The 13,199-nt window shown below is 60.0% G+C and carries 14 protein-coding genes; 2 read left to right on the forward strand and 12 right to left on the reverse strand.

The window, feature by feature from the left end; translation table 11 throughout:
* Positions 1-85 precede the first annotated feature (85 nt).
* Positions 86-1,291, forward strand: a complete 1,206-nt coding sequence (locus ACPYOP_RS22130; RefSeq protein WP_481412437.1) for a GTP-binding protein — start codon at positions 86-88, stop codon at positions 1,289-1,291.
* Positions 1,288-1,470 carry a hypothetical protein gene (locus tag ACPYOP_RS22135; protein WP_481412438.1) on the forward strand — a complete coding sequence of 61 codons (183 nt, stop codon included), beginning with the start codon at positions 1,288-1,290 and terminating at the stop codon, positions 1,468-1,470. The genes ACPYOP_RS22130 and ACPYOP_RS22135 overlap by 4 nt, the downstream gene beginning before the upstream one ends.
* Positions 1,471-1,478: 8 nt before the next feature.
* Here the strand turns inward: ACPYOP_RS22135 and ACPYOP_RS22140 are convergent, their stop codons facing one another.
* The 12 genes from ACPYOP_RS22140 to cobA all read right to left on the reverse strand — a co-directional run bounded on the left by ACPYOP_RS22140 (position 1,479) and on the right by cobA (position 13,016).
* On the reverse strand, positions 1,479-2,201 hold the full coding sequence (locus tag ACPYOP_RS22140) for a PAS domain-containing protein (protein WP_481412439.1): 723 nt from the start codon (positions 2,199-2,201) through the stop codon (positions 1,479-1,481).
* 374 nt (positions 2,202-2,575) lie between these two features.
* Complete coding sequence (locus ACPYOP_RS22145) at positions 2,576-3,508, reverse strand: lipid A biosynthesis lauroyl acyltransferase (protein WP_481412440.1); 933 nt, start codon at positions 3,506-3,508, stop codon at positions 2,576-2,578.
* Between the two features lie 5 nt (positions 3,509-3,513).
* Positions 3,514-4,542 carry a zinc-binding dehydrogenase gene (locus tag ACPYOP_RS22150; RefSeq protein WP_481412441.1) on the reverse strand — a complete coding sequence of 343 codons (1,029 nt, stop codon included), beginning with the start codon at positions 4,540-4,542 and terminating at the stop codon, positions 3,514-3,516.
* A 54-nt stretch (positions 4,543-4,596) separates the two neighbouring features.
* Entirely contained in the window at positions 4,597-5,877 is a 1,281-nt protein-coding gene (locus ACPYOP_RS22155) for a beta-ketoacyl-ACP synthase (RefSeq protein ID WP_481412442.1), read from the reverse strand.
* A 10-nt stretch (positions 5,878-5,887) separates the two neighbouring features.
* Positions 5,888-7,090 (reverse strand): beta-ketoacyl-ACP synthase, encoded by a 1,203-nt coding sequence (locus ACPYOP_RS22160; protein ID WP_481412443.1) that lies wholly within the window; start codon positions 7,088-7,090, stop codon positions 5,888-5,890.
* A gap of 46 nt (positions 7,091-7,136) precedes the next feature.
* Positions 7,137-7,610 (reverse strand): 3-hydroxyacyl-ACP dehydratase FabZ family protein, encoded by a 474-nt coding sequence (locus tag ACPYOP_RS22165; RefSeq protein WP_481412444.1) that lies wholly within the window; start codon positions 7,608-7,610, stop codon positions 7,137-7,139.
* A 122-nt stretch (positions 7,611-7,732) separates the two neighbouring features.
* Positions 7,733-8,011 carry an acyl carrier protein gene (locus tag ACPYOP_RS22170; RefSeq protein ID WP_481412445.1) on the reverse strand — a complete coding sequence of 93 codons (279 nt, stop codon included), beginning with the start codon at positions 8,009-8,011 and terminating at the stop codon, positions 7,733-7,735.
* Positions 8,012-8,228: 217 nt separating this feature from the next.
* Positions 8,229-8,657, reverse strand: a complete 429-nt coding sequence (locus ACPYOP_RS22175; RefSeq protein WP_481412446.1) for a L,D-transpeptidase — start codon at positions 8,655-8,657, stop codon at positions 8,229-8,231.
* A gap of 119 nt (positions 8,658-8,776) precedes the next feature.
* Positions 8,777-9,757, reverse strand: a complete 981-nt coding sequence (gene cbiB / locus ACPYOP_RS22180) for an adenosylcobinamide-phosphate synthase CbiB (protein WP_481412447.1) — start codon at positions 9,755-9,757, stop codon at positions 8,777-8,779.
* A gap of 90 nt (positions 9,758-9,847) precedes the next feature.
* A complete protein-coding gene (gene cobD, locus ACPYOP_RS22185; protein ID WP_481412448.1) occupies positions 9,848-10,867 on the reverse strand; it encodes a threonine-phosphate decarboxylase CobD in 1,020 nt (339 codons plus the stop codon).
* Positions 10,864-12,171 (reverse strand): cobyrinic acid a,c-diamide synthase CobB, encoded by a 1,308-nt coding sequence (locus ACPYOP_RS22190; RefSeq protein WP_481412449.1) that lies wholly within the window; start codon positions 12,169-12,171, stop codon positions 10,864-10,866. Before ACPYOP_RS22190 ends, cobD begins: the two co-directional genes overlap by 4 nt.
* Positions 12,168-13,016, reverse strand: coding sequence for a uroporphyrinogen-III C-methyltransferase (gene cobA, locus ACPYOP_RS22195; protein ID WP_481412450.1), 849 nt, complete (start codon positions 13,014-13,016; stop codon positions 12,168-12,170). The genes ACPYOP_RS22190 and cobA overlap by 4 nt, the downstream gene beginning before the upstream one ends.
* Positions 13,017-13,199 lie beyond the last annotated feature (183 nt).

The raw sequence follows: 13,199 nt of genomic DNA on the forward strand, positions 1-13,199 counted from the left end.
GATGTAACGCCGAAAAAAGCGAGCCCGATGCTCGCTTTTTTCATCATAATAACTGTAATGATATTACATTACAAAAGAGGTTGCTATGAACAAGAAGCTCCCGGTCACCGTCCTCTCCGGTTTCCTCGGCGCCGGCAAGACGACGTTGCTCAACCATATCCTCAACAATCGTGAGGGTCTGCGCATCGCCGTCATCGTCAACGACATGAGCGAGGTGAATATCGATGCCGCACTGGTGCGCGATGGCGGCGCCAATCTCTCGCACACGGAAGAGCAGCTCGTCGAGATGACCAATGGCTGCATCTGTTGCACGCTGCGCGACGACCTGCTGAAGGAGGTCCGCCAGCTCGCCGAGCAGGATCGCTTCGATTACCTGCTGATCGAATCCACAGGTATCGCCGAACCCCTGCCCGTCGCCACCACTTTCGAGTTTCGCGACGAGGATGGCAGCAGCCTATCCGACGTCTCCCGACTCGATACGATGGTCACCGTCGTCGACGCCGCCAATCTTCTCTCCGACTATGGATCGACGGATTTCCTTGCCGATCGTGGCGAGACCGCCGGCGACGGCGACAACCGGACGATCGTCGACCTCCTGGTCGAGCAGATCGAATTTGCCGATGTTGTCGTTCTCAACAAAGTCGGAGCGGCAACGGCAGAGCAACGCGACGCCGCCCGCAAGATCATCGTCGGCCTCAACCCCGATGCACGTCTGATCGAAGCCGATTTCGGTGTGGTGGAACCATCGGAGGTTCTCGGTACCGGCCGCTTCGACATCGATCGCGCCGAAACCCATCCGCTCTGGTATAAGGAGCTGCACGGCTTCAAGGACCACGTTCCGGAAACGGAGGAATACGGCATCCACTCCTTCGTCTACCGCGCGAAGAAGCCGTTCGATCCTACTAAATTCCAAGCTTTTCTCAATCGGTCATGGCCGGGCGTCGTCCGGGCCAGGGGCTTCTTCTGGCTTGCGACCCGGCCCTATTATGTCGGCGAGATGAGCCAGGCCGGCGCACTGGTCCGCACGAGCAAGATGGGCCTCTGGTGGGCTGCCGTGCCGCAGGATCAGTGGCCGCGCGATCCCTCCTTCAAACGGGCGCTAACACCTTATCTCGATCCGATTTGGGGCGACCGCCGCCAGGAACTGGTGTTCATCGGCGCCGATCCGATGAACGAGAAGCAGATCACGGCCGAGCTGAACGCTTGCCTCGTCAAGGCGGATCGTTTCGCGCCGGAGCGCTGGCGGGACCTGCCCGATCCCTTTGCAAGCTGGAACAGGTTGACGGCATGAACAAGCCGAAAGTGATCCGGTTTCGCTGTCAATGCTTCGAGTGCGGGAGTGATGACGGCCCGGTGGACGACAGAGTGCGATCCGCCGCGGCCGAACCGGACCAGCGCGACGAAAAATCAGGTGAAACGGATTCCCGCGTGATGACGGATGCAGTCGGAAAACTGCTGTTCGGGGCCTGAGCGCGAGTTCAGGCCACCAGCATGCCCATGGGAACTGCGATGATCTCATGCATGACGAGCAATGCGCCGATCACTTCCGTCTTGGTACGCAACGGCGTCATCGTGCAGTGAAGCACCTTGCCGGGCTCCAACTGCCGATAGGACGGATAGAGGCACTCGACCTTTTCGCCGGCAAAGCACGCATCGAGCTTCGCCTTCACGCTGCTTTCGAAATAGTCGGAGCCGACGAATTCCGAGATATGGCGCCCGACGAGCTCCATCGGTTTCGATTTCAGAAATTCCGAATTGGCCGCGTTGCTGTAGAGATAACGATAGTCCCGCGTGACGACGGCAACGCGATCCGGCAAGCTGTCCAGAATGACATCGTTCAAAACGCTGCCTTCCTCGAATCCCAGCTCATTGTCGAGACTGGTTTTCTCGCTCGAAACCGCCCGTAGCACCTCACCGGCCGCTTGGTTTGCGCCGCCGAAATAACGGTCGATCAGCACCGAAAGCGAAGCGGAATTGTGCATCACTCGCGACCGATCATCCGCTTCTTCCCGGATGAGATTGTTTATGAATTGGAGCTGCATGTAGATTTCGAGCAGACTCGTGGCCTTATATGCCAAAATCGCTGCGATAAGTGGCTCCAATTCGCGATCAAGTGACGCTACAAGCTCATCATCGCCAAGTTTTATCGCACGCTGAATCTGATTACATTTCGTGGAGAAGGCATGAAAGAGTGCCAGCAAAATTGCCCTCCTGTCCCTGAACACAACAGGACGCAGGGGCCTCGTTTCCCGGCGTTGCCATGCCCAAGGATATTCAGTTTGGTGTCCGCATTCTCACCAAACTTTCTACATTCTGAATTAACATGACTTACCCCCACTTTCAATCCGGATGAACGGAAGTTCTCGGGAAAGGCGAACTTTCTGAAAAGCAAGGCTTACCGAGAGCAATGACCGCATGAAAGACGGGACGAAAATCTGCGCATAGACCCTTCGCGCACGCGCCGGAATACAGGCCTAGAGCTTTTCCGCTTTTCTTCGAATCGCGAAACGCTCTATCCCTTTGTTTTTATGCAATTCCGGACGGAAAACCGCTGCCCGCTTTTCCTGGAATTGCTCTAGAAAACGGTTTTCTTGATGTTCCAGCGATCGTGATACCAGAGCCATTGTTCGGGATTTTCCCTTACCCAGCTCTCCACCTTGTCGTTCAGCATCTGCGCCGTCGCCGCCAGGTCGAGGCCGCCTGCCTCGTTGCGCGGCATCTCCAGCTTCGGCTCGATTTCCAACCGGTAGCGATTGCCGGGCAGCCGGATGCAGCGGGCCGGGTAGACCTCGCAATTGAATTGGCGCACGAGTTTCGGCAAAAGCGGATTCGTCTTCACGTCCCGACCAAAGAACCGGGTCTTCAGGCCCTTGCGAAATTTCTGATCGACCAGCACGCCGACACCGCGACCCGCCTCCAATTCCCTTGCAAGGCTGAAGGATGACCCGGCGTGAGACGGCACGAGGTTGCCCATGCGCTTGGCACGGAAGTCGAAGACTTTCTTCGCGACATAGGGATTGTTCGGCGGACGGAACAAGACGGTCACCGTGAGACCGAAGGCGGCGCCGGCGACCGGCAGCAACTCGAAATTGCCGGTATGACCGGTAAAGACGATGAACGGCCGCGGATTGTCCCTGAGATCGAGGAAGATCGGAATGCCCGAAACTTCAATTCGCCCGGGCTTGTCGCTATCGGGATCGAAGTCGAACAACCGGTCGAGAAAGACATATTCGGCGGCAAGCCGGCCCATATTCCCCCAGCTTGCGCGTGCGATCTCCTCGATTTCCGCCTCGCTCTTTTCCGGAAAGGCATTGCGCAGATTGGTCAGCATCAGCTGATGCCGGCGCATGCGCGGGCCGATCCTACGCGTCAGCCGATCGGCAAAATTGATGCCCCCATCCGCCGGAAACAGCTTCAGGAAATTGAGGAATCCGAAAATGACCTGCGCCACCAACCACTGCTGGAAATTTCTGAGCGCAAGGACGATCCGGGTGATGAAGAGCTTCACGCGGCTCAATCCATCTTCAGGATGATCTTGCCGAAGATCTGCCGCGATTCCATTCGCTCCAGCGCCCGGTCGATATCACTGAAGCTCACCTCGGTGTCGATGACCGGATGGACAAGCCCCCGCGCCATCTTCTGCATGGCATTGGCCATGTTCTCCATACGGCAGCCGAAGGAGCCGAGCAGCTTCAATTGCTGCTGGAACAGCATCATCAGATTGATTTCAGTCGAAACGCCCGAGGTCGAACCGCAGGTAACGAGGCGTCCGCCGCGCTTCATACAGAGCATGGAGCCAGCCCAGGTATCCTTGCCGACATGTTCGAAGACCACGTCGACACCCTTCTTCTTCGTCAGCTTGCGCACCACGCCCTCGAAGCGGTCGGTGCGGTAGTTGATGACGTGATCGGCGCCCAGCGCCTTCGCCTTTTCGATCTTGTCGTCAGAACCGACCGTGGTGATCACGGTGCAGCCGATCTTCTTGGCAAGCTGGATGGCGGCGGTGCCGATGCCGGAGCCACCTGCATGAACGAGGATCGTCTCGCCCGGCTCCAACTTGGCATTGTCGAACAGCATATGCTCGACGGTGCCGAAGGTTACGGGAGCAAGAGCCGCGCCGATCGCATCGACGCCGGGGGGCGCCGGAACAAGCAGGCGAGCCGGGAGATTGACCTTTTCCTGGGCGAAGCCGTCGAGATGGAAGCCGTGCACACCGCTGACATGTTCGCAGAGATTGTCGCGGCCTTCGCGGCAATGGCGGCACAGACCGCAGGTCTGCGCACCGTAGATCGACACGAGCTGCCCCGGAAGGACATTGGCGACGCCCGGCCCGATCGCTTCGACGACGCCCGCAGCCTCGGCGCCGATGACCAGCGGCATCTTGCGCTTGGCGAATGCCATGCCGCGCCAGCCCCAGACGTCGATATGATTGAGCGCGACGGCCTTGACGCGCAGCGTCACCTCACCCGCGCCCGGAGCATCCGGCTCCGGCAGATCGGTGATCTCAAGTTTGCGGTCGTCGATCAGTTGCAAAGCACGCATGGCAAAGTCCCTCGCCTCTCGGGCGCAGTTGTATTCTGTTTTTCAGACGTCCGATTAAGCCGGTTCAAGCGCCATGACAAGGCTGGCATTCTGACCGCCGAATCCGAAAGAGTTCGAAAGGACGGCGTTCACCTGCTTCTCACGCTTCTTGTTCGGCACCACATCGAGAATGATCGACGGATCAGGATTGTTGTAGTTGATGGTCGGCGGCAACGTGCCGGTGAGCATGGTCTGCAGCGAGAACACCGCTTCGACCGCACCCGCCGCCGTCAGCGTATGGCCGATCATCGACTTGTTCGACGAGACGGGAATAGTTGGAAGCCGGTCACCGAAGACGGCGGACATGGCGCCATATTCCATTTTGTCGTTCTCCGGCGTCGAGGTGCCGTGAGCGTTGATATAGCCGATATCGGCCTCCGCCATGCCGGCATCGGCAAGTGCGGCGCGGATCGTCGCGATCGCCGGGCCGCCATCGGGCGAAGAGCGGGTGCGATGGAAGGAGTCGGCCTTGTCGCCGGCGCCCTTCATGATGCCAAGGATCTTCGCGCCGCGTGCAACCGCGGCTTCCAGCGATTCCAGCACCAGCGTCGCCGCCCCTTCGGCGATGACGAAACCGTCGCGATCCTTGCTGAAGGGCTTGGAGGCCTTGGTCGGCGGATCGTTCTGGGTCGACAAGGCCGACAGCAACGAGAAGCGGATCAGCGCCTCGGCGCTGAGCGAACCGTCGGTCGCGACCGTAAGCGCCCGCGAGGTCCGGCCCTGACGGATCGCCTCGATGCCGAGTTGGATCGCCGTCACGCCCGATGCACAGGCTGTCGACAGTGTCACCGGCAGCCCGCGCGTGCCGAAGCGATCAGCAAGCCTTTCGGAAATGGCGCCGAAAAGCGCTGCTTCATGGAAGGCCGGATCCGGACGCTGGCGCATGGCGGCGAGGAAGCGCTCATAGGCGTCACCCTGATGATCGGCCGGCGGCGAGCGGTCGGCGAGCTCGAAACGCGCACTCCATTCCGGCTCGATCGGCGGCGCGGCCAGGAAGAGCGGCGCGTCGAAATCGCCCGAAATGCCAGCCTGCGCCAGAGCTTCGATGGTCGTTTCGCGGGCAAAGGCATAGGAGCGCTCGACGGCGTTCGGCACCGGAATATCGATGAAATCCACCGTGCCGGCGATCCGCGTCGAAAGTCCGTCCGTCGGGAAGCGAGTGATGCCGTGAATGCCTGATGTGCCGGACGAAAGCGCGTTCCAGTTATCCTGCAGGCCCTGCCCCAGTGACGTGATGATCCCCATGCCGGTGACGGCGACGATCGGACGTCCGAGATGATCCTTGTAAGCGGTCATATCCTGCTCCTCACGCTTCAGCGGAAAGTACGGCGATGCCTTCACCGCGCGAATGCCCGACGGTCGTCACCACGGCCTTGCGCGCGCCCGTCGCCATCGGCTTTTCGTGGCCGGCATCGAAAGGCGGAACCTTGGCCTGGTTGGCAACGGCAAGTGCCGCGAAGGCGAGCCCGAGCGGGAACTGGCTTTCCAACCCGTGTCCGGAAATACCGGAGTAAGCGCGGATGGCCGAGCCCGGAAGCTGCGCCTCGAGTACGGTTTTTTCGCGCTGGGCCAAATCGGGGATTGCCGTCGTGCCAGAAAAGACGACCGTCGCGTCACCAGATGCCTGCTTGACGGGAGCGAGCAGGCGCTCCAGCCGCGCTTCGAACTTGCCCTTGTCGCGACGACCGCGATCGCCCTCGACGGCATCGATGGTTGCATAGATATGCGCGCCACGACCCTCGGCATGGGCACGCGATTCAAGAACGAGGAAGGCGCTCAGCGATCCCATGATCATGCCGCCGTCTTCCGGCTTGCGCGACCAGACGGGATGCCAGTCACCCCGAGCGTGGGCATTGATCGCCTCGATCAGCAGGATCATGTCCAGGCGCTCAGCGGAAAAGGCGCCACCCACCAGAGCGTGGCTCGATTCGCCGGACTTGATGCGATGGAAAGCCGTCTCGACGGCGGAAATGCCGGCGGCTTCCTCACCCATGAAGGTGCGCGACGAGCCCGTGACCTTGTGGACGATCGAAATATTGCCGGCAAGCAGATTGGAAAGCTGCGCCAGGAACAAAGTCGGCCGCAGTTCGGTCGTCAGCTTCTCGTTCAAAAGCAATTCGCGGTCGTTGCGCTTCAGGCCTTCATTGACGATCAGCGTATCGACATTGGTGTCGCGCTCGCCGCCGCCGGCTGCAACGATCATGTCCATGGTGCCGCAGGCTTCCAGATCATCCTTGAAACCGGCATCGTCGAGAGCGAGACCCGCGGTGAAGACGCCGATGCGCTGCCAGTTTTCCATCTGACGCTGATCGCCCCGCTTTGGAATCTGCTGCGACCAATCGATCTCAGGCAGCGGATGCACGGGATAGGGCTTGAACTTCTCGGTTTCGACGATGGTCGCCGGCGCCTTGTCGGCCTTCAAAAGGGCGACATGAGTATCCTTGCCAACGCCCTGACAGGTAACGACGCCGATACCTGTGATCACCACGTCATTCTGAGCCTTGCTCATTCATCAATCCTCTTCGAATGCGGCGGCGCCGAACAAGCCGGCAGCATCAACCGTTGGCGGCGATGGCATCGAGAAGCCCGACCTCGCCCGCCCGCTTGCGCACGATATCGCCGAGCGGCAACTCATTAAACGGCACGGTCCGCAGCTTCAACTGCGCATCGCAGACCTTCTTTCCGGCGATGGTGATGCGCGCCTTGGTGACGGCGAAGCCCGAACCGTCATGCTCCAGCTCGGCCTCGATATCAAGTTTCGCTTCCGGCTCCACGAAGGTCCGCATCTTGGCGCCGTCCACGGACATCAAGAATGGCATATAGGCGAATTTCGTCGCGGCAAGCACGAGCATGCCCGAGGCCTGCGCCATTGTCTCGATCAGCAGAACACCCGGGACGAGCGGCATGCCTGGGAAATGGCCTTCGAAAACCGGGCTCTTCGCCGGAACGACGGAATGCGCCTTCAACAGGCCCTTGGACAGATCGACGGATTCGATCCTGTCGATCATCTGGAAATATTCCAGCAGCATCAACGCCTCCGCTCCAACCCGATAGCGCAGGATGCGCCGGGCGGGATACGCTATTTAAGAATGAAACCGCCCGGCCGCCATATTCAGGGGCGGCTGGGCGTCAAAAAAAGCAAGGATGTTGCTCAGCCCTTGACGGCGCGCAATTCATCGATCTTGGCACAGAGATTCTTCAGCACGAAATACTCTTCGGTCGAGACCTTGCCTTCGTTGACTTCCTGCGTCCACTTCTCGAGCGGGATCTTGATGCCGAACTCCTTGTCGATAGCGAAGACGATATCCAGGAAGTCCAGACTGTCGATGCCGAGGTCGTCGATCGTGTGGCTTTCCGGGGTGATCGTGTCACGATCGATTTCGCTGGTTTCAGCGATGATGTCGGCAACTTTGTCAAATGTAGCAGTCACTGCCCATACCTCTTGAAATAATAATTCACCCCCTCATAGGGAAATCCATATCAAAAGCCAATGGTTTCCACCAGAAACTCCGGCAATTTGGCTAAGCACTGTTGCGCAAACAGCAAAGTGACGGTCGTGTCACAGTTGCCGGTCACGGGCGACATACCACAAGATGCGGCAGCATTGCGACCACACCGAAGCGAAAGCCTTGCTGGTTTGCCAGGGTCTAGTCGCTGATCACGATACGGGTATTGTGAAGCCCCGCATCCGATGTCATCGCGAAGAAGGTGGCGGCGTTGCGCGTATCGAGCCGCACGCAACCGTGCGATGCCGGCCGACCGAGCCGCCTCACCTCGTAAGTACCGTGAATCGCATAGCCGCCGTTGAAGAACACGGCGTAGGGCATCGGCGCATCGTCATATTTCTTCGAGCGGTGATCCCTGGACAGCCATTTGGCGGTATAGGAGCCGAGAGGCGTCACATAGCCCCTGCGAGCCGTCGATACGCGCCAGCGATATTTGAAAGCCCCGTCCTCGGAAACGGTCATTGTTTGCGATCGAAGGTCGACCACCGCAAGAACAGTTCCGGCATGAGCCGAAATGGCATGAAACTGCATGAACAGACATGCCGTTGCTATGAATGCGACACGCTTCATCTTGTCCCCTCCGACTGTTTGCTTCCTTCCGAAGCAATTCAGACGATGGGAAAGTGTATCGCTATGCTAATTATACCAAATTAATACATATAGTGAGCGATTGCTTAATTTAGGGACGCTCACAGCAGCAGCAGAAATCCCAAAAAGGCGAGAAGCGTCAGCATCGAGCATGCGGAATAGAAGATGGAAATACCCGCCTCGATATCGCTGACGGTAGCGGTGTCGCGGCCGGAACCGTTGATCATCGGTTCACGCACGAGTTCCCCGCCATAGATTCGCGGACCGGCGAGCTGAATATCAAGCGCGCCTGCCATGGCCGCTTCCGGCCTGCCGGAATTAGGCGAGCGATGCAGCCCGCCATCCCGGACCGCGATGCGGATCGCGTTTCCAAGCGCGGAGATTCCGCGCTTGGCGAGGGCACCGGTGGCAATCAGCAGGATTGAGAGCCGCGCAGCCGGCCAGTTGGCAATATCGTCCAGGCGCGCGGCGGCACGACCGAAATCTATATAGGTCTCGGACTTGTGACCGATCATCGAATCGGCGGTATTGAGCATCTTGTAGAAGAACAGGCCCGGCAGGCCGAAAACGCCATACCAAAGGGCCGGGGCAACGACGCCGTCGGAAAAGTTTTCGGCGAGGCTTTCGATAGCCGCGCGGCAAATTCCTGGCTCGTCCAGCGTCTCGGGATCACGGCCGACGATACGCGATACGGCAAGCCGCCCGCCTTCCAGACCGTCGGTGCGCAGCGCCCGCGAGACCTCGCCGACATGATCGCCAAGGCTTTTCTGTGCCAGGAAAACCGCCACGAGCATCGCTTCGACCAATATGCCGAGCCAGCCGAAGAAGGCGAGAAATCCGTGAATGGCCCAGCCGGCGATGGCAGCTCCCATGAGCAGCGCGATGATCGACATGATCCCGTTGCGGCGGCGAAGCACTCCGGACAGATGCTTTGCATTGAACCGGCCGTCGAAATACGAAATCGCCTTGCCGAACAGCACGACCGGATGCGGAAAACGCTCCCATAACCAGTGGGGATCGCCGACGATGCGGTCGAGCAACAAGGCAAGGACCAGAATGAGCAGATGTTCGTCGGCGGTCATGTCGAATAATCCTCTAGAGCATGATGCCGAAAAATGTTTGAGCGGCTTTCGGACGACATCATGCTCTATTTCTTTGATTCTAGAGCGGATTCAGATTTTAGGTCGAACAGACCTAAAATCATCCGACTCTAGTGCCCCGGCGAGTCTGTGATCCGCTTCCTCATCCGGCGGAAGCCCGAAGCGCAGCCAATTGCGCGCATAATCGAACTTGCGAACCAGAATATGGTGGCGGCAGAGATGGGTATATATGCCCTCGGCGCGGTCGTCTGCAACAAGCGCAAACAGGGTCGCGCCTCCCACGACATTGAGATGCGACCGACGCAGAACCGCTTCGAGAGCGGCGTGACGCTCAATAATGCGATTGCGGATGTAACTTGTATCGCTTTCCATGAGGGACGCCGCGATCGAAAGCGCAGGCCCGGACACTGCCCAGGGGCCAAGCCAATCCTCGTAGCGGGTCATGATCGAGGGTTCGGCGATCACGAAACCGAGCCGCAGGCCGGCCAGGCCGAAAAACTTTCCGAAGGAGCGGAAGATGATGAGATTCGGCATCGTGGCGGCAAAAGGCGCCAGGCTTACCGCCGGCTCGATATCGCCGAAAGCCTCGTCGACCAAAAGGATGCCGCCGTGCTGGCGCTGCCTTTCATGCAGATTCGACAGTTGCTCGATAGACAGCGTCCGTCCATCCGGATTGTTAGGATTGACGGCAACGACCAGCCTGTCATCGGCGGTGAGCTCGGCAATCGTCGATACCTGCCGAACCTGCAGGCCCGCGAGCGTGAAGGCCCTCGCGTATTCGCCATAGGTCGGGGAGAGGATCGCGACCCTACCACCAGTCACGAGCCTGGGAAGCAATTGAATGACCGACTGCGTGCCCGGAACCGGCAGGGGCAGAATTTCACCGCTGCGATAATACCCCCTCGCCGCCGCTCGCGCCCGCTCCTGCAAGTACTGATCCGGCAGCCGATGCCATGCCGCGACGGAAATTTCAGGCAGCGGCACGGGATTGGGATTGATACCGGTCGACAGATCCAGCCAATCCTCCGGAAGTCCACCATATTGCCGCGCCGCCGCGGTAATGCCGCCGCCATGGATGATCCTGCTTGTCATGCTGCATCACCGGCAAGATCGATCAGATGCATATAGGAACCCGCGACATTGCCGCGCTGCAGACCCGCATCGCCCAGATCGGCGTCAAGCGCATCCCTGACCGCAAACAGGCGATCTGCCTTGCCTTCCGATACGATGGTTGAATAATGAAACTCATGCGCCGTCATCGGCTTGTCGAAGAAGGAGCCAGCAAGCGGCACGACGTGCCGATAGCCAAGATGACGCTGCCGCTTTTCGTAGCTGGTGACGACAGGCAAGAGGCCAAGCATGCCGTGACGGGTGCCCGCCGCATCCACAAGTCCCTCGCCCAGCACCATATAGCCGCCGCACTCGCCGTAGATCCGCGCCCCACGGGCAGCAGCAGCTTTCACGCCATCCCGAAACCGCCGGGCAGCGGCAAGCTTCCCGGCGTGCAATTCCGGATAGCCGCCCGGCAAATAGACGGCATCGGCATCGATTGAGGGCGCCTCGTCCGCAAGCGGGGAAAAGAAGGAAATCTCCGCCCCTCGGCGCCTCCAGCCGAGCAGCATATGCTCGTAACAGAAGGTAAAGGCGATATCCCGCGCCACGGCAATGCGCTGACCAAACGGCATCAGACGCGCAATGTTTGCAACGGACGGGCGGACGACATGCCGCTGCGCCGCCCGCAGGAGCAGTTCGAAATCGCAGACCTTCGACACCAGCTCAGCGGTCGCCTCGATGAAATGCTCCAGCGCGCCATGCTCTCCCGCCTGCACCAGCCCGAGATGCCGTTCCGGCAATGCGAGGCTGCTGTCGTTGCGGATAACGGCGACGACAGGCATACGTATTGCATCCAAGGCCTGACGCAGCATCCGCTCGTGCCTGTCGCTGGCGACGCGATTGAGGACCACACCGGCAATGCGGATATCGGCGCGAAAGTTGGCAAAGCCGCTGACGACGGCGGCAACCGATTGCGACATGCGCGAGGCATCGACGACAAGCACGACGGAAAGGCCGAGCAAGGCGGCAAGATCGGCCGGCGTCCCGGTGCCGTCGACAGCGCCGTCGAACAGACCCATCATTCCTTCGATGACGAGCATCCGCCCGCCGGCCCGATGCAGCGCGGCATTGGCGGAAATCAGTTCGGCGCGCATAGCCCAGGGGTCGAAATTGAGGCAGGGTGACCCGACGGCCGCGGCATGAAAGGCGGGATCGATGTAATCCGGCCCGGCCTTGCCGGATGCGACCGCGACACCCCTGTTCCGCAGTGCTCTCAGCAGACCAAGCGTGAAGGTGGTCTTGCCGGAGCCTGATGAGGGTGCCGCGATCAGAAGGCCGCTCATGCCGACACCTTGTGTCCGCCCTCGCCGGGCCTTTCGGCAGCCGGCAGCAGCTCTCGGCCGGAAAGTGCCCCAAGCCAATCGAGCGACGGGCGCAATTTCACCACCTCGCCGACGACGACGATGGCCGGCGGTTCGAGGCCGGACGCTTCGACATCCTGAGGTGCACGCCCAAGCGTCGTTTCCAGCACCTGCTGAGAGGATGTGGCCGCATTGCAGACGAAGGCGACAGGCTCGTCCACCGAACGGCCTGCCGCGATGAGATTGGCACTGATCTGGGCGATATGCTTCATGGCCATATACATGACGATGACGGGCGATCCCCTGCCAACCGCATCCCAATTGATGGCGTCTGGCACAACGCCGGACGAATCATGGCCGGTGAGAAAGGTGACGGCATGGTTGACGTCGCGATGGGTCACGGGAATGCCGGCATAGGCCAAGCCGCCGATCCCAGCCGTGATGCCGGGCACGATGCGGAAGGGAATGCCATGCTCGACAAGCGTCAAGGCCTCTTCGCCTCCACGCCCGAAAACAAAGGGATCGCCGCCCTTCAGGCGCAGCACGCGCTTGCCCGCACGCGCCAGCTCTACCAGCCGCAAAGAAATGTCACGCTGCTTGGCCGACGGCTTGCCGCCGCGCTTGCCGGCATATTCCAACACTGCGCCCGGGCGGGCGAGCTTGAGGCAATCCTCATTCACAAGGGCATCGTGCACGATGATATCAGCCTCGGCCAAGCCTTTAGCGGCCAGCAGGGTCAAAAGCCCCGGATCGCCCGGCCCGGCACCGACGAGCCAGACGGAGCCCGGCTCCAAGACCGGCAGCGAGGAAAAAGCGGTATCGTTCATCCCATGTGTCCTATGCCCGGATGGGCGAAATTGCAATGTTGAGAACGGGATAAGACGACCTCGGTTCGACACCGTTCCCATTGCCGACATTACGCCACAGGACCGTTCGGCGTGAGCGATAGCACGCTATGAGCTTTTCCAACGGCGACAGGAAATGGAAAACGTATTGATTGATCGCGTGGC

The organism is Rhizobium sp. KNZ2-6A, from assembly GCF_056755475.1.

What these genes read in the sequence shown, in the direction of transcription:
- cobA (WP_481412450.1), bottom strand. Translation starts at nt 13,016, where the DNA reads ATGAACGATACCGCTTTTTCCTCGCTGCCGGTCTTGGAGCCGGGCTCC.
- ACPYOP_RS22165 (WP_481412444.1), bottom strand. Translation starts at nt 7,610, where the DNA reads ATGCTGCTGGAATATTTCCAGATGATCGACAGGATCGAATCCGTCGAT.
- ACPYOP_RS22190 (WP_481412449.1), bottom strand. Translation starts at nt 12,171, where the DNA reads ATGAGCGGCCTTCTGATCGCGGCACCCTCATCAGGCTCCGGCAAGACC.
- cbiB (WP_481412447.1), bottom strand. Translation starts at nt 9,757, where the DNA reads ATGACCGCCGACGAACATCTGCTCATTCTGGTCCTTGCCTTGTTGCTC.
- cobD (WP_481412448.1), bottom strand. Translation starts at nt 10,867, where the DNA reads ATGACAAGCAGGATCATCCATGGCGGCGGCATTACCGCGGCGGCGCGG.
- ACPYOP_RS22175 (WP_481412446.1), bottom strand. Translation starts at nt 8,657, where the DNA reads ATGAAGCGTGTCGCATTCATAGCAACGGCATGTCTGTTCATGCAGTTT.
- ACPYOP_RS22160 (WP_481412443.1), bottom strand. Translation starts at nt 7,090, where the DNA reads ATGAGCAAGGCTCAGAATGACGTGGTGATCACAGGTATCGGCGTCGTT.
- ACPYOP_RS22130 (WP_481412437.1), top strand. Translation starts at nt 86, where the DNA reads ATGAACAAGAAGCTCCCGGTCACCGTCCTCTCCGGTTTCCTCGGCGCC.
- ACPYOP_RS22150 (WP_481412441.1), bottom strand. Translation starts at nt 4,542, where the DNA reads ATGCGTGCTTTGCAACTGATCGACGACCGCAAACTTGAGATCACCGAT.
- ACPYOP_RS22135 (WP_481412438.1), top strand. Translation starts at nt 1,288, where the DNA reads ATGAACAAGCCGAAAGTGATCCGGTTTCGCTGTCAATGCTTCGAGTGC.
- ACPYOP_RS22155 (WP_481412442.1), bottom strand. Translation starts at nt 5,877, where the DNA reads ATGACCGCTTACAAGGATCATCTCGGACGTCCGATCGTCGCCGTCACC.